The 21,894-nt window shown below is 72.5% G+C and carries 18 protein-coding genes; 4 read left to right on the top strand and 14 right to left on the bottom strand.

Annotated features, from left to right (window positions below; all coding sequences use genetic code 11):
• Positions 1 to 10: 10 nt before the first annotated feature.
• The 4 genes from PGB27_RS11550 (at position 11) to rarD (ending at position 4,886) form a co-directional block, all read left to right on the top strand.
• Positions 11 to 805, top strand: a complete 795-nt coding sequence (locus PGB27_RS11550) for an enoyl-CoA hydratase-related protein (RefSeq protein WP_274200505.1) — start codon at positions 11 to 13, stop codon at positions 803 to 805.
• A 175-nt stretch (positions 806 to 980) separates the two neighbouring features.
• Complete coding sequence (locus PGB27_RS11545; RefSeq protein WP_274200504.1) at positions 981 to 2,867, top strand: 2-oxoacid:acceptor oxidoreductase subunit alpha; 1,887 nt, start codon at positions 981 to 983, stop codon at positions 2,865 to 2,867.
• The gene (locus PGB27_RS11540) at positions 2,864 to 3,961 is read left to right on the top strand and encodes a 2-oxoacid:ferredoxin oxidoreductase subunit beta (RefSeq protein ID WP_274200503.1); all 1,098 of its coding nucleotides are present in this window, start codon (positions 2,864 to 2,866) and stop codon (positions 3,959 to 3,961) included. Before PGB27_RS11545 ends, PGB27_RS11540 begins: the two co-directional genes overlap by 4 nt.
• A 37-nt stretch (positions 3,962 to 3,998) precedes the next feature.
• Positions 3,999 to 4,886, top strand: a complete 888-nt coding sequence (gene rarD, locus PGB27_RS11535) for an EamA family transporter RarD (RefSeq protein ID WP_274200502.1) — start codon at positions 3,999 to 4,001, stop codon at positions 4,884 to 4,886.
• 24 nt (positions 4,887 to 4,910) lie between these two features.
• Here the strand turns inward: rarD and PGB27_RS11530 are convergent, their stop codons facing one another.
• The 14 genes from PGB27_RS11530 to PGB27_RS11465 are packed head-to-tail and all read right to left on the bottom strand — an operon-like array spanning position 4,911 to position 21,892.
• Entirely contained in the window at positions 4,911 to 5,963 is a 1,053-nt protein-coding gene (locus PGB27_RS11530) for a polyprenyl synthetase family protein (RefSeq protein ID WP_408630045.1), read from the bottom strand.
• Positions 5,933 to 7,582, bottom strand: a complete 1,650-nt coding sequence (gene nuoN, locus PGB27_RS11525; RefSeq protein WP_274200500.1) for an NADH-quinone oxidoreductase subunit NuoN — start codon at positions 7,580 to 7,582, stop codon at positions 5,933 to 5,935. The genes PGB27_RS11530 and nuoN overlap by 31 nt, the downstream gene beginning before the upstream one ends.
• A complete protein-coding gene (locus PGB27_RS11520; RefSeq protein WP_274200499.1) occupies positions 7,579 to 9,231 on the bottom strand; it encodes an NADH-quinone oxidoreductase subunit M in 1,653 nt (550 codons plus the stop codon). The genes nuoN and PGB27_RS11520 overlap by 4 nt, the downstream gene beginning before the upstream one ends.
• Complete coding sequence (gene nuoL / locus PGB27_RS11515; protein WP_274200620.1) at positions 9,228 to 11,222, bottom strand: NADH-quinone oxidoreductase subunit L; 1,995 nt, start codon at positions 11,220 to 11,222, stop codon at positions 9,228 to 9,230. The genes PGB27_RS11520 and nuoL overlap by 4 nt, the downstream gene beginning before the upstream one ends.
• 25 nt (positions 11,223 to 11,247) lie before the next feature.
• The gene (gene nuoK / locus PGB27_RS11510) at positions 11,248 to 11,547 is read right to left on the bottom strand and encodes an NADH-quinone oxidoreductase subunit NuoK (protein WP_274190868.1); all 300 of its coding nucleotides are present in this window, start codon (positions 11,545 to 11,547) and stop codon (positions 11,248 to 11,250) included.
• Entirely contained in the window at positions 11,544 to 12,452 is a 909-nt protein-coding gene (locus tag PGB27_RS11505) for an NADH-quinone oxidoreductase subunit J (protein ID WP_408630052.1), read from the bottom strand. Before PGB27_RS11505 ends, nuoK begins: the two co-directional genes overlap by 4 nt.
• A gap of 23 nt (positions 12,453 to 12,475) precedes the next feature.
• Entirely contained in the window at positions 12,476 to 13,114 is a 639-nt protein-coding gene (gene nuoI / locus PGB27_RS11500; RefSeq protein WP_274200498.1) for an NADH-quinone oxidoreductase subunit NuoI, read from the bottom strand.
• On the bottom strand, positions 13,114 to 14,421 hold the full coding sequence (nuoH, locus tag PGB27_RS11495; protein ID WP_274200618.1) for an NADH-quinone oxidoreductase subunit NuoH: 1,308 nt from the start codon (positions 14,419 to 14,421) through the stop codon (positions 13,114 to 13,116). The genes nuoI and nuoH overlap by 1 nt, the downstream gene beginning before the upstream one ends.
• Before the next feature lie 5 nt (positions 14,422 to 14,426).
• Complete coding sequence (locus tag PGB27_RS11490; protein ID WP_274200497.1) at positions 14,427 to 17,006, bottom strand: NADH-quinone oxidoreductase subunit G; 2,580 nt, start codon at positions 17,004 to 17,006, stop codon at positions 14,427 to 14,429.
• Positions 17,003 to 18,334, bottom strand: a complete 1,332-nt coding sequence (gene nuoF, locus PGB27_RS11485) for an NADH-quinone oxidoreductase subunit NuoF (RefSeq protein ID WP_274200496.1) — start codon at positions 18,332 to 18,334, stop codon at positions 17,003 to 17,005. The genes PGB27_RS11490 and nuoF overlap by 4 nt, the downstream gene beginning before the upstream one ends.
• On the bottom strand, positions 18,327 to 19,139 hold the full coding sequence (nuoE, locus tag PGB27_RS11480; protein WP_274200495.1) for an NADH-quinone oxidoreductase subunit NuoE: 813 nt from the start codon (positions 19,137 to 19,139) through the stop codon (positions 18,327 to 18,329). Before nuoE ends, nuoF begins: the two co-directional genes overlap by 8 nt.
• Positions 19,136 to 20,494, bottom strand: coding sequence for an NADH-quinone oxidoreductase subunit D (locus tag PGB27_RS11475; protein ID WP_274200494.1), 1,359 nt, complete (start codon positions 20,492 to 20,494; stop codon positions 19,136 to 19,138). Before PGB27_RS11475 ends, nuoE begins: the two co-directional genes overlap by 4 nt.
• A complete protein-coding gene (locus PGB27_RS11470) occupies positions 20,494 to 21,306 on the bottom strand; it encodes an NADH-quinone oxidoreductase subunit C (protein WP_274200493.1) in 813 nt (270 codons plus the stop codon). The genes PGB27_RS11475 and PGB27_RS11470 overlap by 1 nt, the downstream gene beginning before the upstream one ends.
• On the bottom strand, positions 21,296 to 21,892 hold the full coding sequence (locus PGB27_RS11465; protein WP_274200492.1) for a NuoB/complex I 20 kDa subunit family protein: 597 nt from the start codon (positions 21,890 to 21,892) through the stop codon (positions 21,296 to 21,298). Before PGB27_RS11465 ends, PGB27_RS11470 begins: the two co-directional genes overlap by 11 nt.
• Positions 21,893 to 21,894 lie beyond the last annotated feature (2 nt).

The following is a 21,894-nucleotide window of genomic DNA, read 5'->3' as shown; positions in this document are numbered from 1 at the left end:
GCTGACCGCCATGGCCGACCCCGATGTCCGCGTGGAGCACACCGACCACGTCGCCCTGCTCACCGTCTCCGACCCGAAGCGGCGCAACGCGATGACCGCGGCGCTCTCGGAGCGCCTGGTCGCCGTGCTGGGCGAGGTCGCCGCCGACGACGCGGTGCACGCCGTCGTCGTCACCGGCGACGACGACCCCAAGCCCGCCTTCTGCGCCGGCGGCGACCTCGACGAGCTGGCGGCGGCCGGCGAGGCGGGCCCGGACGCGCTCGAGCACATCTACGCCGGGTTCCTGGCGCTCGCGGAGTGCCCGCTGCCGACGTTCGCCGCCGTCGACGGGCCGGCGGTCGGCGCGGGGCTCAACCTCGCGCTCGCCGCCGACGTTCGCATCGCCGGCGAGACCGCCCGCTTCGAACCGGGCTTCCTGCGCCTCGGGGTGCACCCCGGCGGCGGCATGACGTGGATGGCGCAGCGGCTCATGGGCCCGCAGGTGACGACCGCGATGCTGCTCGGGGGCGAGGGCCTCGACGCGGCGCGCGCCGCGGAGGTCGGGCTGGTGCTGCGGGTGGCGACCGGTGAGCGGGCCGACGGACGCTCCCCCGCCGTGGCCGAGGCGCTGCGCATGGCCGCGGTGGCCGGGGCGGCGCCGCGCGAGCTCGTCGTCGCCACGAAGGCGAGCCTGCGCGCCACCGGGCGGCTCGACCGGCACCGTGACGCCGTCGCCGTCGAGGTGGGCCCGCAGCTGGAGTCGCTGCGCTCGGAGGGGTTCCGCGAGGGGCTCGCGCGCGTGCGTGCGGCCACCGGGAAGACGTAGCGCTCCACCGGACGGCGCAGGAACGGCCCTGCGCACGGACTCCGCCGGCAGCTTGCTCGGTCCAGCGTGTGACCCCGCGCCCAGCCGCCGGAGATCGGCTCCGCGGTGAGGTTAGCCTGGGTGGTCTTCTCCGATACAGAGGACCGACCGCACGTGAAGGGACGGGAAGAGCTCGATGAGCACTGACGCCGCCGTCGGGCCGGCCGGTCGGGAGGTGCGCCAGACCCACCGCGTCGTCATCCGTTTCGCGGGTGACTCGGGTGACGGCATGCAGCTGACCGGCGACCGGTTCACCTCGGAGGCCGCGGCGTTCGGCAACGACCTGGCGACGCTGCCGAACTTCCCCGCCGAGATCCGCGCCCCTGCCGGGACGCTGCCCGGGGTGTCGAGCTTCCAGCTCCACTTCGCGGACTACGACATCCTCACGCCGGGCGACCGCCCCGACGTGCTGGTGGCGATGAACCCGGCGGCGCTCAAGGCCAACCTGGAGGACCTGCCGCACGGCGGGATCCTCATCGTCAACACCGACGAGTTCACCAAGCGGAACCTCGCGAAGGTGGGCTACGAGTCGAACCCGCTCGAGGACGACTCGCTGGAGCCGTACACGACGCACCAGGTCGCCATGGCGACGCTGACGCGCGGCGCGCTCGAGCCGACGGGGATGAGCAAGAAGGACGCCGAGCGCGCGAAGAACATGTTCGCGCTCGGTCTCCTGTCGTGGATGTACCACCGCGGCACCGAGGGCACCGAGCAGTTCCTGCGCGAGAAGTTCGCGAAGAAGCCCGACCTCGCCGAGGCCAACATCCTCGCCTTCCGGGCGGGCTGGAACTACGGCGAGACGACGGAGAGCTTCGCGGTCACCTACGAGGTCGCCCCGGCGCGTCTCGCCGAGGGCACCTACCGCCAGATCACCGGCAACCTCGCGCTCGCCTACGGCGTCGTCGCCGCGGGGCAGCAGGCGAAGCTGCCGGTCTTCCTCGGCACGTACCCGATCACGCCGGCGTCGGACGTCCTGCACGAGCTCTCCAAGCACAAGGGCATGGGCGTCACCACGTTCCAGGCCGAGGACGAGATCGCGGGCATCGGCGCCGCGCTGGGCGCGTCGTTCGGCGGCGCGCTGGGCGTCACGTCGACGTCGGGCCCGGGCGTCGCGCTGAAGTCGGAGACGATCGGCCTCGCGGTGGCCCTCGAGCTACCGCTGCTGATCCTCGACGTGCAGCGCGGCGGGCCGTCGACCGGTCTGCCCACCAAGACCGAGCAGGCCGACCTGCTGCAGGCCATGTACGGGCGCAACGGCGAGGCGCCGGTGCCGATCATTGCCCCGCAGTCGCCCGCGGACTGCTTCGACGCCGCCCTGGACGCCGTGCGGATGGCGCTGACCTACCGCACCCCGGTGTTCCTGCTCTCCGACGGCGCGATCGCCAACGGCTCCGAGCCCTGGCGCATCCCCGACGTCGAGACGCTGCCCGACCTCTCGGTCCCCTTCGCCACCGAGGCCAACGCGCCCGACGGCTCCGGGGAGTTCTGGCCCTACCTGCGCGACGCCGACACGCTCGCGCGGCCCTGGGCCATCCCGGGCACCGCGGGGCTGGAGCACCGCATCGGCGGCCTCGAGAAGGCCGACGGGCGCGGGACCATCTCCTACGACCCGGACAACCACGACCGCATGGTCCGGCTGCGCCAGGCGAAGATCGACGGCATCGAGGTCCCCGACCTCACCGTCGACGACCCGACCGGCGACGCCGAGGTGCTCGTCATCGGCTGGGGCTCGTCGTTCGGGCCGATCGGAGCCGCCTGCCGTCGCGTGCGGGCCGCCGGGATGTCGGTCGCCCAGGCGCACCTGCGCCACCTCAACCCGCTGCCGCGCAACGTCGGTGACGTGCTGCGCTCGTACCGGCGGGTGATCGTGCCGGAGATGAACCTCGGCCAGCTGGCGATGCTGCTGCGGGCGAAGTTCCTCGTCGACGCGCACTCCTACACCAAGGTCGCCGGCCTGCCGTTCCAGGCCGAGGAGCTCGCCGGCGTCCTCACCGACGCCGTGAAGGGGGATCTGCCCGCATGACCGCCGTGGAGCTGGGTCAGCCGTCCTTCGGGGGCGGGCTCGACCTCGTCCCGACCACCGACGAGCCGCAGAAGGCCAAGGACTACACCTCCGACCAGGAGGTGCGCTGGTGCCCGGGCTGCGGCGACTACGCCGTGCTCGCGTCGGTGCGCTCGTTCCTCCCGGAGCTCGGCCTCAAGCGCGAGAACATCGTGTTCGTGTCGGGCATCGGCTGCTCGTCGCGCTTCCCGTACTACCTCGACACCTACGGCATGCACTCGATCCACGGGCGCGCGCCGACGATCGCCACCGGCCTCGCGGTGACGCGCCCCGACCTGTCGGTGTGGGTCGTCACGGGTGACGGCGACGCGCTGTCGATCGGGGGCAACCACCTGATCCACGCGCTGCGCCGCAACATGAACATCACGATCCTGCTCTTCAACAACAGGATCTACGGGCTGACCAAGGGCCAGTACTCGCCGACGTCGGAGACCGGCAAGGTCACCAAGTCGACGCCGATGGGCTCGATCGACGCCCCGTTCAACCCCGTGTCGCTGGCGCTCGGTGCCGAGGCGACGTTCGTCGGGCGCGCGCTGGACTCCGACCGGAAGGGCCTCACCGAGGTCCTGCGCCAGGCCGCCGCGCACCGCGGCGCGTCGCTGGTGGAGATCTTCCAGGACTGCCCGATCTTCAACGACGGCTCGTTCGACGTCCTGCGCAAGGGCGACGACGTGGCCGAGCGGCTGATCAAGCTCGTCGACGGCGAGCCGATCACGTTCGGGAACGACAACGAGTACGGCGTGGTGCGCTCGGCGTCGGGCGGGCTCGAGGTGGCCGAGGTGGCCGACGTCGGGCAGGACGCGGTCGTCGTCCACCGCGCCGGCGAGGAGGACCCGACCCAGTCCTTCGCGCTCTCGCGGCTGTCGGACCAGGACCTGACCCACACGGTCACCGGCATCTTCCGCAAGGTCGACCGCCCGACCTACGACGACGGCGCCCGCGCCCAGGTCACCGCGGCCACGGAGCAGGCGCAGCAGCGGGGGGACGACCTGCAGGCGCTGCTGTCCGGCAAGGACACCTGGGCGGTCCTGCCGGAGCCCGAGAACGAGCAGTAGCGCCGCGCCCGGCACCGCGCCCGAAGTCGGGGCGCCGGTGTCGGGTGCGGGGCGGGGGTACGCCGCGGCGCTCGCGGCGTACTCCCTCTGGGGGCTCTCGCCGGCGTTCTGGCCGCTGCTCGCGCCCGCGGACGCGGTGGAGTCCGTCGCCCACCGCGTCGCGTGGACGCTCATCGGGATGCTCGGCGTCATCACCGTCGCCCGGCGCTGGGCGGACCTCCGGGGGCTCGCGGGGCGGACGTGGCTGCTGGTCCTCGCCGGCTCGGTGCTCATCGCCGTCAACTGGGGCGTCTACATCTGGGCGACGACCAACGGGCACGTCGTCGACGCCGCTCTGGGGTACTACGCGACGCCGCTGGTCTCGGTGCTGCTCGCCGTGCTGGTGCTGCGCGAGCGGCTGCGGCCGGCGCAGTGGGTGGCGATCGGGCTGGCCGTCGTCGCGGTCGTCGTGCTGACGGTCGGCACGGGCCGGCTGCCCTGGATCACGCTGGTGCTCGCGATGAGCTTCGGGGTCTACGGGCTGGTCAAGAAGCGGGTCCCGCTGGACCCGGTGCCCGGGCTGACCGCCGAGGGCTTCCTGCTCGGCCCGCTCGCGATCGTGTTCATCGTGTGGCTGCAGGCCACCGGCGCCGGCACCTTCACCGGTCACGGCGTCGGGCACGCGCTGCTGCTGATGGCGGCCGGGCCGGTCACCGCGCTGCCGCTGCTGCTCTTCGCCGCCGGCGCGAAGCGGCTGACGCTGGCGACGCTCGGCGTGCTGCAGTACGTCAACCCGACGCTGCAGTTCCTGTGGGGCGTGCTCGTCGCGGGCGAGCCGATGCCGGTGTCGCGCTGGATCGGCGTCTCGCTGGTCTGGGCCGCGCTCGTCGTGTTCACCGCCGACGCCCTGCGCGTCCACGCTCGTGAGCGGACTTTGGCGCTCTAGCACCACAGTCCGCTCACAGAGGCGTCAGCCGATGCGCGCGACCGTGTAGTCGAGCAGGGCGGCGAGGGCCCGGCGGGCGGGGCCGTCGGGCAGGGTCGCGAGCTCGGCGCGGGCGGCGTCGGCGCGCGCGTCCAGGGCCCGGCGGGCCTCGTCGAGGCCCCGCGAGCCGCGCAGCAGCTCCAGCGCCTCGCCCACCTCGTCGTCGGCGAGCTCGCGGCTGCCCACGCCCAGCTCGCGCAGCCGTGCCACCTCGGGACCGTCACCGGCGAGCGCGTAGAGCACCGGCAGCGTCGGCACGCCCTCGCGCAGGTCGGTCCCCGGGGTCTTGCCCGAGGCCCCGGACGGCGAGGCGATGTCGATGATGTCGTCGGAGACCTGGAAGACGGTCCCGATGATCTCGCCGAAGCGCCGCATCGCCGTCACGTGCTCGTCGGGCGCGCCCGCGAACATCGCCCCGAAGCGCCCCGACGTCGCGATGAGCGAGCCCGTCTTCTCGGCCACGACGGCCAGGTAGTGCTCGACGGCGTCCTCGCCGTCCCGGGGCCCGCGCGTCTCGCGCATCTGACCCGTGACGAGCTCGGCGAACGTCTCCGCGATGATCCGCACCGCCTCCGGCCCGAGCTGCGAGACGAGCCGCGAGGCGTGGGCGAACAGGTAGTCACCGGTGAGGATCGCGACCGAGTTGTCCCAGCGCGCGTTGGCGCTGTCCGCGCCGCGGCGCATGACGGCCTCGTCCATGACGTCGTCGTGGTAGAGCGTCGCCAGGTGCACGAGCTCCACCGACGTCGCCGCCACCACCACGTCCTCCGACGTGCCGCCCGCGAGCTGCGCGGCCAGCAGGGTCAGCAGGGGGCGGAAGCGCTTGCCGCCGGCGTCGATGAGGTGCAGCGATGTCTCGGTGACGAACCGGTAGTCGCTGTGCACCTCGCGGTGCAGCAGCTCCTCGACGCGGTCGAGGCCGTCGCTGACCGCGACGGCGAGGTCGGGGTCCGCGATCGGCAGGCCGGCGACCTGGGTCAGGGCGGGGTTGGGTCCGGACACGGGCCTCAGCCCAGGAAGGACAGGCCGTCGGCCCATCCGAGGACGGCGGTCGGCACGACACCGAGCAGCAGGGTCACCACGACCCCCAGTGTGATCGCCACCGTCGTGAACGGGCCAGGCACGCTGACGGTCGGACCGTCCGCGGCGGGCTCCGAGAAGTACATGAGCACGACCACGCGCAGGTAGAAGAACGCCGCCACCGCGCTGACCACCAGGGCCACGATGACCAGCGGCGTCATGCCGTCGGCCAGCGCCGCGGAGAACACCGCGAACTTGGCCGTGAAGCCGCTGGTCAGGGGGATCCCGGCGAGCGCCAGCATGAGGAACGTCACCGCCGCGGCGACCACCGGCGAGCGCTTCCCGAGCCCCGCCCACGCCGAGAGGTGCGTCGCCTCACCGTCGGGGCCGCGCACCAGCGACACGAGCCCGAACAGCGCGACCGTCGTGAAGCCGTAGGCCAGCAGGTAGAACAGCGTCGCCGACAGCCCCGCCGGCGTGATGGCCATCGCGCCGAGCAGCAGGAAGCCGGCGTGCGCCACCGACGAGTAGGCGATCATGCGCTTGACGTCGGTCTGCGTGAGTCCGAGCACCGCGCCGATCAGCATCGACACGATGGCGACGACCCACAGCACCCCGCGCCACTCCCACACCGTGGAGCCGAACGCGACGGTGAACACCCGCAGGATCGCGCCGAACGCGGCGACCTTGGTGCAGGCGGCCATGAAGGCGGTGACCGAGGTCGGCGCGCCCTGGTAGACGTCCGGGGTCCAGGTGTGGAACGGGCCCACCGAGGCCTTGAACATCAGCCCGACCACCAGCAGCGCGAGCCCGCCGAAGAGCAGCGAGTCCGGGCGCAGCGAGCCCGCCGCGGCGAGCGAGATGTCCGAGAGCTTCACCGAGTCCGCGTAGCCGTAGAGCAGCGCGAGCCCGTAGAGGAAGAACGCCGACGAGAACGCGCCGAGCAGGAAGTACTTGACCGCCGACTCCTGGCTCATCAGCCGCCGGCGTCGGGCGAGGCCGCAGAGCAGGTACAGCGGGAGGCTGAGCACCTCGAGCGCGATGAACATCGTCAGCAGGTCGTCGGACGCGCAGAAGACGAGCATCCCGCCGAGCGCGAACAGCACGAGCGCGTAGATCTCGGTGTGGCCCTCGACGGGCCGGCCGCCGCGACCGGTCAGGCGCGCACCCGACGCACCCGACGAGCCGCCGGCCCGGCCCGAGGATCCCGACGAGGCGCTGCGCGCGCCCACGCCGGCCTTCTCGCGGGCCTGCTGGTCCGCCTCGGCCTCGCCGAGGGCGACCGGGTCGGCGAGGAACGCGCCGCCGGGCTCGACCGACTTGTCGGCGAGCAGCAGCACGCTCGGCACCGCGAGGGCGAGCAGCGTGCCCCACAGGAACAGCGCCGGCCCGTCGACGGCGATCGCGCCGGACAGCGTCGACACCGCCGGCGCGCCCGACGTCGCCCGCACGATCACCGCGAGCAGGGCACCGACGACGGCGACGAGCGTCAGCCCGAGCTGCACCCGCCCGCGCACCCGCAGCGGCAGCAGCGCCTCGAGCAGCACCGCGAGGCACGCGGCGCCGAGCACGATGAGGACGGGGGCCAGCGCCCCGTAGTCGACCGTCGGGAACGCGGGCGCCAGGGGACCCGTCATCGCGGCACTCCGTTCGGGGTCACGGGGTCGGGCACGCCGACCTCGCTCAGGGTCGCCGACACCGTCGGGTCGAGGACCTCGAGGACCGGGCCCGGGAAGAACCCGAGCACGAGGATGAGGGCGACCAGCGGGGCGAGCACCGCGACCTCGCCGCGGGTCAGGTCGCCGAAGCGGGCGGTGGTGCGGCGCATCCACGACTCGTCGGCGTCGCTGCCGGTGCCAGTGCCGGCGCCACTGCCGGTGTCACCGCCGAACGTCGCCGCCGACGCCGCGCCCGGGCCGTCACCGACGACGGCCGCACCGCGCAGCGGCCCGGTCATCGTGCGCTGGATGACCCACAGCATGTAGAGCGCGGCGAAGACGATGCCGACGGTGGCGATGACGCTGAACACCGGCTCGCGCGGGAACGCGCCCAGCAGCACGAGGAACTCGCTGATGAACGAGTTGGTGCCCGGCAGCGCGATCGTCGAGAGGCCGGCGACGAGGAACATGCCGGCCAGCAGCGGCGCGACACGCCCGACGCCGCCGTACTCGGTCATCGCGGACGTGCCGCCGCGGCGGATGAGCAGCCCGACGACGAGGAAGAGCATCGCCGTCGAGATGCCGTGGTTGACCATGTAGAGCGCCGACCCGGCGAGCGACTGCGACGAGAACGCGAAGATGCCGAGCGCGATGAAGCCGAAGTGCGCGATCGAGGTGTAGGCGACGAAGCGCTTGAGGTCGGTCTGCGCGGCAGCGAGCAGCGAGCCGTAGAGCACCCCGATCACCGCGAGCGTCAGCACCAGCGGCGCGAGCTCCTGCGACGCCGCCGGGAACAGCGGCAGCGTGTAGCGCAGGAAGCCGAACGTGCCGACCTTGTCCAGCAGGCCGAGCAGGATGACGCCGCCCGCGATCGGGGCCTCGGCACCGGCGTCGGGCAGCCAGGTGTGGAACGGCACGAGCGGGGCCTTGATCGCGAAGGCGGCGAAGAACCCGAGGAAGAGCCAGATCTGGGTCGACAGCGGCAGCTGCGCGGCCATCCCCTGCAGCGCGGTCCAGTCGAAGGTGCCCTCGCCGAGTCGGGTGTCGCTGGCGACGAAGAGCCCGATGACCGAGGCGAGCATGATCAGCCCGCCGAGGAACGAGTACAGGAAGAACTTCACCGCCGCGTACTGCCGGCGCGGCCCGCCGAAGCGCCCGATGACGAAGTACATCGGGATGAGCATCGCCTCGAACAGCACGTAGAACAGGAACACGTCGGTCGCGGCGAAGACGCCGACGAGCACGCCCTGCGTGGCGAGGATCAGGGCGGTGAACCCGGACCCGGTGCGCCCCGGGGGCAGCTTGTCCGCCCACGCGAACGCCAGCACCACCGGCACGAGCACCGCGAGCAGCGCGATCATCGTCAGCGCGATGCCGTCGAGGCCGAGGGCGAAGCGCGTCCCGAACGCCGGGATCCAGTCCACCGACAGCGCGAACTGGAAGCGCGGCGTGCCCGGGCCGGTCGCGAACTGCGACCAGACGACGACCACGAGCACGAGCGAGACCGCGGCGGACGCCAGGCCGACGATCCGGCCGGCGCGGTCGAGGTCCTCGCGGGTCGCCATGGCGCCGCAGACGGCGGCACCGATCAGCGGGACCAGCAGCAGGGCCAGCAGCAGCGCGCTCATCCGCCGAGACCGCCGACGGTGAGGAGGGCCGCGACGAGCACGACGGAACCTCCGAGGATGGTCAGGGCGTAGGTGCGGACGAAGCCGGTCTGCGTGCGCCGCAGCCGGCCCGACGTACCGCCGAGCATGGCGGCGGTGCCGTTGACGACACCGTCGACGCCGCGGTTGTCGAGGTAGACCAGCGCGCGGGAGAGCCAGATGCCCGGGCGGGCGATGAGGCCCTCGTTGATCGCGTTGGCGAACAGGTCGGCACGCGCGGCGCGCACCGGCAGGCTGACCCGCTGGGGCCGCTCGACCGGCACCTCGCGGCGCCCGACGAGCAGGTAGGCGGTGCCGGCACCGACGAGCATCAGCGCGGTGGCGAGGTAGGGCACGAGGCCGACGTAGAAGACCGCCGGGACGTCGTACGGCTCGACGGGCGCGCCGAGCGACGCCTCGAGGTAGTGCCCGAGACGCTCGCCGCCGACGAGGAACGCGCCCGCCCCGACCGACCCGATGGCCAGCAGGATCATCGGCACCGTCATGGAGGACGTCGACTCGTGCGGGTGGTAGTGCTCCGGCGGGTCCTCGAGGTCGGCCGGGTCGATGCGGCGCGGGTGCAGGTCGCGCCAGCGCTCCGGGCCGAAGAAGGTCATGAGCATCAGGCGCGTCATGTAGAACGCCGTCAGCCCGGCGGCGCCGAGGGTCGCGACCGCGAAGACCCACCCGGCGACCGGGCCCGCGGTCAGCGAGGCCTCGATGATCAGGTCCTTCGAGTAGAAGCCCGAGAGGAACGGGAAGCCGATCAGGGCCAGGTAGCCCGCGGTGAACGTCCAGAACGTCACCGGCATGTGCCGCCACAGTCCGCCGAAGCGACGCATGTCGGTCTCGTCGGCCATCCCGTGCATCACCGAGCCCGCCCCGAGGAACAGGCCCGCCTTGAAGAAGCCGTGGGTCAGCAGGTGCGCGATCGCCGCGGCGTAGCCGACCGGCCCGAGCCCGACGGCGAGCATCATGTAGCCGATCTGGCTCACCGTGGAGTAGGCCAGCACCTTCTTGATGTCGTCGTAGGCGCAGCCGATGATCGCCCCGATGACCAGCGTGATCGCGCCGATGATCGTCACGACGAGCTGCCCGGTGGGCGCGAGGTCGTAGAGCGGGTTCGACCGGGCGATGAGGTAGACGCCCGCGGTGACCATCGTGGCCGCGTGGATGAGCGCCGACACCGGGGTCGGGCCCTCCATGGCGTCGGGCAGCCACGACTGCAGCGGGAACTGGCCGGACTTGCCGCACGCGCCGAGGAGCAGAAGCAGCGTGATCGCGGTCAGCGCGCCGGGCGAGATCTCCCCGGCCCGCGCGAACACCTCGGCGTACTGCGTGGTCCCCAGCTCGACGAACAGCAGGAAGATCGCGAGCGCGAGCCCGACGTCACCGACCCGGTTCATGAGGAACGCCTTCTTGGCCGCGCTGCCCGCCGACCGGCGTCCCGTGTAGAAGCCGATGAGCAGGTAGGACGCGAGACCGACGCCCTCCCAACCGAGGTAGAGCGTCACGAACCCGTTGCCGAGGACGAGCACCAGCATCGACGCCACGAACAGGTTGAGCTGCGCGAAGAACGTGCGCCGGTTCGGGTCGTGGGACATGTAGCCCACGGAGTAGATGTGGATCAGCGACCCGACACCGGTGATGAGCAGCGCGAACGTCAGCGACAGCGGGTCGATGCGCAGGCCGAACTCGACGTTCAGCGAGCCGACGGCGATCCACTCGTAGAGCCCGAGGTCACGCACCCGCTCCTCGGCCGGCAGCGCGAGCGAGCCCGCGAACAGCACGGCGGCGACGACGAAGGACGCGACGACGGTCGCGACGCCGAGGAGGTGCCCCCAGCGGTCGGTGCGGCGCCCGCCGACGAACAGCACCAGCGCGCCGAGCGCGGGCAGCGCGACGAGCAGCCAGGCCGCGCCCGCGACTCCCTCGGCGGGGAGCACCTCGGGGAGCGGGGCGGCGGCCAGCAGAGGCGACACGTCTCTTCGACCCCCTTCAGTACTTGAGCAGGTTGGCGTCGTCGACCGAGGTCGTCCGGCGCGTGCGGAAGATGGCCATGATGATCGAGAGGCCGACGACGACCTCCGCCGCGGCGACGACCATGACGAAGAAGGCCATGATCTGGCCGCCGAGTGACCCGTTGATGCGGGAGAAGGTGACGAGCGTCAGGTTCACCGCGTTGAGCATGAGCTCGATGCACATGAACACGACGATCGCGTTGCGCCGCACCAGCACGCCGACCGCGCCGATCGCGAACAGCAGCGCGGAGAGCAGCAGGTAGATCGTGGGGCTCATCGGGCTCCCTCGTTCTCGCCGGTCGCGCGGTGGGAGCCCTCGCTGAGCCGGTCGTGGGTGCTGCCGACGTCGTGGCCCTCGTGACCGTCGTGGCCGCCGCCCCGCAGCGCCCGGGCGTCGATCTCACCGGCCGGGCCGCTCTCGGACTGCACGTCGGCGATGTCGGCGTCGAGGCGCTCGCGGCGGGTCGACTCGATGATCCGCGACAGCGACGCCGGGGCCACCGAGCCGTCGGGCAGCAGGGCCGGGGTCGCGACCGAGTCGGCGGTGGCGAAGACACCCGGGCCCGACCGCGAGCCGTACTGCGCGAGCGGTCCGCGCAGGCGCTCGACGACGCGCTCGCGCTGGCTCGCCTGCTTGCGGCGGGCCTGACCGGCGAACGTGTAGACCATCGCGCCGACGGCGGCGGTGATCAGCAGCGCCGAGGTCAGCTCGAAGGGCAGCAGGTAGTCGCGGAAGATGCTCGTGCCGAGCGCCTGGACGTTGCCGCGCGCCTCGGGGCCGTAGCCCGGGCCGAGGCCCACCGGCCCGACCGCGGTCAGCGTCTCGGCGACCGCGGCGACGGCCAGCCCGCCCAGCCCGACGCCGAGGACGGCGGCGGCCAGGCGCTGGCCGCGCAGCACCTCGACGACGGAGTCCGAGGCGTCGCGCCCGACCATCATCAGCACGAACACGAACAGCATCATGATCGCGCCGGTGTAGACGATGATCTGCGTGAACCCGAGGAACGGCGCCTGCTGGACCATGTAGAGCACGCCGAGGCTGAGCATCGTCATGACCAGCCACAGCGCCGAGTGCACGGCGTTGCGCGCGAAGATCATGCCCAGACCACCGGCCAGGGCCACCGGACCGAGGATCCAGAACGCCACCGACTCACCGGTGGACATCTCGCCGCCACCGGTCATCGGGGCCGCCGCCAGCAGCGCGTTCACCGCTTCTCCCCGGTGCTCATCACCGAGCTCTGCTCCACGGCCTCGGTCGAGACGCCGTCCTGCGGCGCCGGCTCGCGCGGCGGCACCATCGGGATCTCCTCGCGCACCGCGTCCTGGACGTCGGAGCGCCGGGCCATCTCCGGGCCCTGCACGTAGTAGTCCTGCTCGTCGGTGCCGAGCCGCATCGGGTGCGGCGGCTGCTCCATGCCCGGCAGCAGCGGGGCGAGCAGGCGCTCCTTGTCGTAGATCAGGTCCTGGCGGTCGTCGTCGGCGAGCTCGTACTCGTTGGTCATCGTCAGCGACCGCGTCGGGCACGCCTCGATGCACAGCCCGCAGCCGATGCAGCGCAGGTAGTTGATCTGGTAGATCGCGCCGTAGCGCTCGCCCGGCGAGTAGCGCTCCTCGTCGGTGTTGTCGCCGCCCTCGACGTAGATCGCGTCGGCCGGGCAGGCCCAGGCGCACAGCTCGCAGCCGACGCACTTCTCCAGGCCGTCCGGGTGCCGGTTGAGCTGGTGGCGCCCGTGGTAGCGCGGGGCGGTCACCTTCTTCACGCGCGGGTAGTCCTCGGTGACGACCTTGCGGAACATCGTCGAGAAGGTGACGCCGAACCCGGCGACCCCGTCGAACAGGCCCATCAGGAGTCTCCCTCCCGGCTCGCGCCGGCGGTGACGGTCTCGCCGTCCTGCTGGTCCTCGCGAGCCGGGGCCACCGCGCGGCGGCGCCGCTTGGGGGTCGGCGGGACCGCGAGGTCCAGGGGCGGCACGGGGTAGTCGGTGACGATCGGCGGCTCGCGGTCCTCGTCCGGCGGCGCCTGGTCGGGGATGAGCAGGGCCGCGCCGACGAGCAGCACGAGCGCCACGCCGCCGACGATGAGGATCTGGCCGGTCGTGAGCTCGGCGCGCAGCACCCGCAACGTCGCGACCAGCATCAGCCACAGCAGGCTGACCGGGATGAGCAGCTTCCAGCCCAGACGCATGAACTGGTCGTAGCGCTGGCGGGGCAGCGTGCCGCGCAGCCAGATGTAGACGAACAGGAACACCAGCGTCTTGCCGAAGAACCAGACCAGGGGCAGCCAGCCCTCGTTGACGCCGGGGATCAACGACAGTGGCCAGGGGGCCATCCAGCCGCCGAGGAACAGCGTCGTGGCCACCGCGGAGAGGGTGACCATGTTGACGTACTCGGCGAGGAAGAAGAGCGCGAACTTCAGCGACGAGTACTCGGTGTGGAAGCCGCCGACCAGCTCGGACTCGGCCTCGGGCAGGTCGAACGGCGCGCGGTTGGTCTCGCCGACCATCGACACCGCGAAGATGACGAAGCTGACCGGCAGCAGCCAGATGTACCAGCCGGTCGACTGCGCGGCGACGATGTCGGCGGTCGAGAGCGAGCCCGCGTAGAGGACGACCGCGATGATCGACAGGCCGAGGGCCAGCTCGTAGGAGATGACCTGGGCGGCGCTGCGCAGGCTGCCGAGCAGCGGGTACGGCGAGCCCGACGCCCAGCCGGCGAGCACGATGCCGTAGACGCCGATCGACGAGCAGGCCAGCACGACGAGCACGCCCACCGGCAGGTCGGTCAGCTGCAGGGCGGTGCGCTCGCCGAAGATCGAGACCTCGGGGCCGAGCGGGATCACCGCCCACGCGACGAACGCCGGCACCACCGAGAGCACCGGCGCGATGAAGAAGACCGCCTTGTCGGCGAGGACCGGGCGGATGTCCTCCTTGAACGCGAGCTTGAGCCCGTCGGCCAGCGACTGGAGCAGTCCGAACGGGCCGTTCCAGTTCGGGCCCGGCCGCTGCTGCATGCGGCCCACGACCCGGCGCTCGAACCAGATCATGAACAGCGTGATCAGCATCAGGAGGACGAAGACCACGAGGACCTTGATCGCCGTCAGCCAGAACGGGTCGTCGGCGATGAGGGTCTGGGTGTACCCCGGCGGGGGCATCGGGTTCACGAGGGGCTCCCGTCGGACATGGGGCTGCCGCCGCCGAGGCGGACGGGTCCGCCGTGGCCCAGCCCGAGCCCGGCGAGGGTGACGACGGTCGTGCCGTCCGTACCCGGCACACGCGCGGGCGCCCAGACGACGTCGTCGGGGAGGTCGGCGACCTCGACCGGCAGGATCAGCGAGCCGCGCGGGCCCTCGACCTCGGCCGGGTCGTCCTCGGCGAACCCGAGCCGCCGGGCCGTCGTCGCCGACAGCCGGATCCGCGGCGGGCGGGCCGTGCCGGCGAGGTCGGGCTCGTCGGCGAGCAGCGCGCCGCCGTCGAGGAGCTGGCGCCAGGAGGCCAGGCGCAGCTCGGTGCCCTCCTCGTCGGTCGTCTCCGGCTGGTCGGGGTGCTCGGGGCCGCGCACCGGGCCCACGGTGGCGGGCCGGCCGGTGCCCAGGCGGGCGAGCTCGGTGCCCGCGACCTCGGGGGTCTGGGTGAACAGGTCGACGTCCATCTCGACGGCGAGGGTGTCGAGCACCCGGCAGTCGGGCAGGGTCGTCGCCGCGGTGCCGCCGACCCGGCCGGCCGAGCCGCCGGACGGGTCGATCGTGGTGCCGAAGCGCCGGTCGCGGCCCTCCCAGTTGCGGAAGGTCCCCGCCTTGTTGATCACCGGGGCCACCGGCAGGACGACGTCGGCGTACTCGGTGACCTCGGAGCGCGCCAGCTCGAGGCTGACGACGACGTCGGCCGCGCCGAGCGCCGCGCGCGCGAGGTCGGGGTCGGGCAGGTCCGCGATCTCGACGCCGCCGACCACGAGGCCGGCGAGCTCGCCGTCCGCGGCCGCGCGCAGGATCGCGGCGGTGTCACGTCCGGGCGTGGCGGGCAGGTCCGCCACCCCCCAGGACGAGGCGAGCGCCGCCCGCGCGGTCTCGTCGTCGACCGCGCGGCCGCCGGGCAGCAGCGTCGGCACCAGGCCGGTGTCCACCGCGCCGCGCTCGCCGGCGCGCCGCGGCACCCAGGCCACGCGGGCCCCGGTGCGCGCGACCAGCTCGGACACCGCGGCGTAGAGACCGGGGACCTCGGCCGCCCGCTCCCCCACCAGCACGACCGCGCCGGGCTGCGCGAGCCCGTCCGCGACCGGGTCGGGCAGGGTCGCCAGCGCCTCGACCTCGCGCCCCGGCGCGCAGCGCACGAGGCGTCCGCCGGTCTTCACCACGGCCGGGCTCGACCACTGGCCGAGGTGGTGCACCGCCGTGCCCGTCCGCGCGGCCTTGCGCAGCCGCAGGAAGACGATCGGCGCCTCCTCCTCGACCTCGAGGGCCACGGTGAGGACGGCCGGCGCCTCCTCCAGGTCGCCGTAGGTGACGCCGAGCCCGGTGCCGGCGACGTGCGCGGCGAGGAAGTCCAGCTCCTCGCCCGAGTGCACCCGCGCGCGGGCGTCGACGTCGTTGGTGCGCAGGGCCAGGCGCGCGAACTTCGCGTAGGCGTAGGCGTCCTCGAGGGTCAGGCGCCCGCCGGGCAGGACGCCGACGCCGCGCTTGGGCTCCAGCGCCTCACCGTCGGTGTCCACCGGCGCCGGGCCCTCGCCGTCGCGCGCCGCCGTGAGCAGGCCCGCCGCGCGCTCGAGCGCCTCGGTCCACGACGTCTCGACGAGCGAGCCGTCCTCGCCCCGGATCATCGGCCGCGTGATCCGCTGCGCGGACTGGGTGTACCGGAACGCGAAGCGGGTCTTGTCGTCGATCCACTCCTCGTTGACCTCGGGGTCGTCGCCGGCGAGCACGCGGGTGACCGCCCCGCGCCGCCAGTCGCGGCGCACCGCCGCGCCCGAGCTGTCGTGCTCGGAGACCCCGGGCGTCGAGACGAGGTCGAACGGCCGCGAGCGGAAGCGGTAGGACGCGGAGGTCAGGGCGCCGACCGGGCAGATCTGGATGGTGTTGCCGGAGAAGTAGGACTGGAAGTCCTCGCCCTCGCCGAAGGCGGTCTCCTCGGTGCCGATCTGCTGGTGCGCGCCGCGCTCGAGCAGCTCGATGAACTGGTCGCCGGCGATCTGGCGCGAGAAGCGGGTGCAGCGCTGGCAGAGCACGCAGCGCTCGCGGTCGAGCAGCACCTCGCTGGAGATCGGCAGCGGCTTCGCGAACGTCCGCTTCTCCTCGACGAACCGCGACTCCGCGCGCCCCGACGACATCGCCTGGTTCTGCAGTGGGCACTCGCCGCCCTTGTCGCAGACCGGGCAGTCGAGCGGGTGGTTGATGAGCAGCAGCTCCATGACGCCCTGCTGCGCCTTGTCGGCGACGGCCGAGGTCATCTGGGTGTTGACGACCATGTCCTGGGCCACGGTCATCGTGCAGCTGGCCTGCGGCTTGGGCATCTTTCGCCCGCCCATCTCCACCTCGACCAGGCACTGGCGGCAGGCGCCGGCCGGGTCGAGCAGGGGGTGGTCGCAGAAGCGGGGGACGACGATGCCGAGCCGCTCGCAGGTGCGGATCAGCAGCTCGCCCTGCGGGGCGTCGACGATGCGGTCGTCGATCGTGAGCCGCACGTGCCCCTCCGGCACGGGCGGCAGGTCGTCCTGCTCCGACGGCTTCTCCGGGGCCTGTGTCACGCGCTGGCTCCGCTCAGTTCGACGATCCGGTCGACCTCCGGGTGGCGCTGCTGCGCCGTGCAGAGTTCGACGAACTCCTGCCGGAAGTACTTGATGCCGCTGGTGATCGGCGAGACCGCGCCGTCGCCGAGCGCGCAGAAGGAGCGCCCGAGGACGTTGTCGCAGACGTCGAGCAGCGTGTCGATGTCCGACTCGGTGCCCTCGCCGTCGACCATCCGGCGCAGGATGCCGGCGAGCCAGTAGCAGCCCTCGCGGCACGGCGTGCACTTGCCGCACGACTCGTGCTCGTAGAACTCCGTCCACTTCATGACCGCCCACGGGACCGACACGGTCTCGTTGAAGATCATGAGCGCGGTGGTGCCGAGCATCGAGCCCGCCTCGGTGGCGCCCTCGAAGTCCAGCGGGACGTCGAGGTGGTCCGCCGTGAGCAGCGGGGTGGACGAGCCGCCGGGCGTCCAGAACTTCAGCGGGATGCCGTCCTTCATGCCCCCGGCGAGGTCGAGCAGCTCGCGCAGCGTCGTGCCCAGCGGCGCCTCGTACTGCCCGGGACGCTCGACGTGCCCGGACAGCGAGTAGATCTTCGGCCCGGGCGAGCGCTCGCGGCCCATCGTCCGGAACCAGTCCTTGCCGCCGGTCACGATCGACGGGACGGTCGCGATCGTCTCGACGTTGTTGACGACGGTCGGCGCGGCGTAGAGCCCCGCGGTCGCGGGGAACGGCGGCTTGAGGCGCGGCTGGCCACGGCGGCCCTCGAGCGAGTCGAGCAGCGCGGTCTCCTCGCCGCAGATGTAGGCCCCGGCGCCGGCGTGCACGACGATGTCGAGGTCGAAGCCGCTGCCGTGGATGTCCTTGCCGAGGTGGCCGGCGTCGTACGCCTCGCGCACGGCCGCGTGTAGGCGACGCAGGACGTGGACGACCTCGCCGCGCACGTAGATCACGCAGAAGTGCGCGCGGATCGCCCAGCTCGTGATGATGCAGCCCTCGATGAGCGAGTGCGGGTCGGCCATCATCAACGGGACGTCCTTGCAGGTCCCGGGCTCGCCCTCGTCGGCGTTGATGACGAGGTACTTGGGCTTCGCCGCCGGGCCCCGGGGCTCCTCGCCGGGCTTGGCCTGCGGGATGAAGCTCCACTTCATGCCCGTCGGGAAGCCGGCGCCGCCGCGTCCGCGCAGGCCCGAGTCCTTGACCAGCGCGACGATGTCGTCCGGCGGCGTGTTCAGGGCCTTGTCCAGCGCCTCGTAGCCGCCGAGCTCGGTGTAGTGGCGCAGCGTCCAGGACTCGGGTCCCAGCCAGCGCTTGGTGAGGACGGGGGTGAGCGGATCAGGCATCGGGGCCTCCCTGGTCGGGCACCGCCGGCGCGGTCCAGCCGCGCTCCTCGGCGAGCCGGGCACCGCGCAGGCTCTCGTCGGCCGCCGACGGACCGCCGACGGCGTCGAGGCCGCCGACGGCCGGGTCGTCGTAGAAGCCCGCGAGCAGCAGCTCCACGGAGCGGAAGTCGTTCAGCGGGGCGCCGCGGGTCGGGTGCGGCTTCTCGCCGCGCTTCAGCGCCTCGATGATCTCCACGGCCGACTCGACCGTCTGCTTGTCGAAGAACTCGTAGTCGACCGTGAGCACCGGCGCGAGGTCGCAGGCCGCCAGGCACTCGGCGTGCTCGATCGTCGCCGTGCCGTCCGCGCTGGTCTGCTCGTGCCCCAGGGGCCGACCCGGTTCGCCGAGGCGCTCACGCACGGCCGCGTAGATGTCGTCGCCGCCGAGGGCCGCGCACAGCGTGTTGGTGCAGACGCTGACGAGGTGGCGGCCGACGGGCTCGCGCTTGTACATCGTGTAGAAGGTCGCGACGGCCGAGACCTCGGCGGTCGTGATCTCCAGGGCCTCCGCGCAGAAGGCGATGCCGGCGCGGGAGACGTGGCCCTCGACGTGCTGGACGAGGTGCAGCAGCGGCAGCAGCGCCGACCGCGGCTCCGGGTAGCGGGCGATGATCGCCGCCGCCCGGTCGCGCACGCCGTCGAACACCGTGGTGTCGACCGTGCTCAGCGCGGCGTGCTGCGCGGTGGTGCCGCCCGCCTCGTCGATCGCGTGCCCGGGCTCCTGCGGCGGCGCCGCCGGCGCCTCCGGTCCGAGAGCACGGCTCATCGGTCACAACCCCCCATCACGGGATCGAGCGAGGCGAGCGCGGCGATGACGTCGGAGACCATCCCGCCCTCGGCCATCGCCGGCGCGGCCTGCAGGTTGACGAAGCTGGGGTCGCGGAAGTGCACGCGCAGCGGGCGGGTGCCGCCGTCGGAGACCAGGTGCGCACCGAGCTCGCCGCGGGGCGACTCGATCGGCACGTAGGCCTGGCCCGGCGGCACCTTGAAGCCCTCGGTGACCAGCTTGAAGTGGTGGATCAGCGACTCCATCGACTGGCCCATGATCCGCCGGACGTGCTCGAGGGAGTTGCCCATGCCGTCGGCGCCGATCGACAGCCGGGCCGGCCACGCGATCTTCGCGTCCTCGACCATCACCGGGCCCGGCTCGAGGCGCCCGAGGGCCTGCTCGATGATCTTGAGCGACTCGCTCATCTCCTCGACCCGGAGCAGGTAGCGGGCGAAGCTGTCGGCGGCGGTGTCGGTGGGTACCTCGAAGTCGTAGTGCTCGTAGCCGAGGTACGGGTCGACCTGGCGCAGGTCCCAGGCCAGGCCCGCCGAGCGCAGGATCGGGCCGGTGACGCCGAGGGCGAGGCAGCCGTCCAGCGGCAGGTAGCCGACGCCCTCGAGACGCTGGCGCCAGATCCGGTTGCCGGTGAGCAGCTTGTGGAAGCCGGGCAGGCGCTCGCGCATGACCGCGACGAACGACCGGATGCGGTCCTCGTAGCCCTCCGGCAGGTCCTGCACGACCCCACCGGGGCGGATGAACGCGTGGTTCATGCGCAGGCCGGTGAGGAACTCGAGCAGGTGCAGGGCCTCCTCGCGCTCGCGGAAGCCGTTGGTCATGCCGGTGAGCGCGCCGAGCTCCATGCCGCCGGTGGCGAGCGCGACGAGGTGCGAGGCGATCCGGTTGATCTCCATGAGGAGGACGCGGATCGTCGCGGCACGCTCGGGCACCTCGATGCCGAGCAGGCGCTCGGTCGAGAGGCAGTAGGCGGTCTCGTTGAACAGCGGCGCCAGGTAGTCCATGCGCGTCACGAACGTGACGCCCTGGGTCCAGGTGCGGTACTCGCAGTTCTTCTCGATGCCCGTGTGCAGGTAGCCGATGACCAGCCGCGCGTCGGTGACCGTCTCGCCGGAGAGCTCGAGCACGAGCCGCAGCACGCCGTGGGTCGACGGGTGCTGCGGACCCATGTTGATGACGATGCGCTCGTCGCCGGCGGTCTGGTCGACCATCTCGTCCCAGTCGCCACCGGTGACCGTGTAGACGGTGCCCTCGGTGGTCTCGCGGCTGGTTGCCGCATAGGGATCCGACGCGGCGTAGGGGTCGGTGTGCGTGTCGGTCACGTTGCCAGAGCTCATCAGGTGTAGGCCCTCCGCTGGTCGGGCGGCGGGATCTCCGCGTCGTGGTACTCCACGGGGATGCCGCCGAGCGGGTAGCTCTTGAGCTGCGGGTGGCCGTTCCAGTCGTCCGGCATGAGGATCCGGGTCAGGCTCGGGTGGCCCTCGAAGACCACGCCGAACATGTCCCACGTCTCGCGCTCGTGCCAGTCGGCCGTCGGGTAGACCTCGACCAGCGACGGGCAGCGCGCGTCGTCGAGGTCGAGGGCGATCTCGAGGCGCAGCCGGCGCCGGTAGGTCATCGACAGCAGGTGGATGACGACGTGCAGCTGCTGCGGCACGCCCTCGCCGTAGTCGACGCCGGAGACGCCCGAACAGAACTCGAAGCGCAGCGCCGGGTCGTCGCGCAGGGTGCGGGCCAGGCGCACCAGGTGCTCACGGTCGACGTACCAGGTCATCTCGCCGCGGTCGACCGTGATCTGCTGGACGCAGAGGTCGAAAGGAGCGCCCCCGGCTCCGTTGTCATCGGCCAACGCTTCAGCGGCCTCGTCGGCGACCTCGTCGAACCAGCCGCCGTAGGGCCGCTCGGCCGGGGCCGGCGCGTAGCCGGGCAGGCGCAGGCCGCCGAAGCCCGACGTGTCGCCGGAGCCCTGGATGCCGAACATGCCCTCGCGGGCCCGGCCGGCGGTGGAGCCGCTGACGTCGCGGCGGGCGATCTCCTGCGGGCCGAAGGCGGCGGCACCCGCGGAGGAGGCGTTGGACGCCCCCGTCGGCCCGCTCGCACCGCCGGCTCCGGTGCCGGGCGGCTTCGGCTTCTGCTCGTCACCAGACATGCTCGCGCTTCGCCTCCCCCGTCTTCCGGTCCTTCTTGGCGTACTTCTCCGAGGAGGGCAGCAGCTCGAGCTTCTCGCCCTGGGCGCGGCGCTCGGCGGCGAGCTCGGCGCGCACCGGCCCGAGCGGCTCGTTCTGGATCTTCTGGTGCAGCTTGAGGATGGCGTCGATGAGCATCTCGGGGCGCGGCGGGCAGCCCGGGAGGTACATGTCGACGGGCACGACGTGGTCGACGCCCTGGACGACCGCGTAGTTGTTGAACATGCCGCCCGACGAGGCGCAGACACCCATGGCCAGGACCCAGCGGGGCTCGGCCATCTGGTCGTAGATCTGGCGCAGGACCGGGGCCATCTTGTTGGTGACGCGGCCCGCGACGATCATCAGGTCGGCCTGGCGGGGGCTCGGGCGGAACACCTCCATGCCGAAGCGGCCGAGGTCGTAGCGCGGGGCGCCCGAGGTCATCATCTCGATCGCGCAGCAGGCCAGCCCGAAGGTGGCCGGCCACAGCGATGCCTTGCGGGTCCAGTTGACCAGGCTCTCGACGCTGGCCAGCACGATCCCGTTCGGGAGCTTCTCTTCCAGTCCCATGC

It is taken from the genome of Actinomycetospora lemnae (assembly GCF_028737315.1).
GTDB classification, from domain to species: Bacteria; Actinomycetota; Actinomycetes; order Mycobacteriales; family Pseudonocardiaceae; genus Actinomycetospora; species Actinomycetospora lemnae.
The sequence above is the reverse complement of the archived record's forward strand: the minus strand, read 5'-3'. Positions and strand labels throughout refer to the sequence as shown.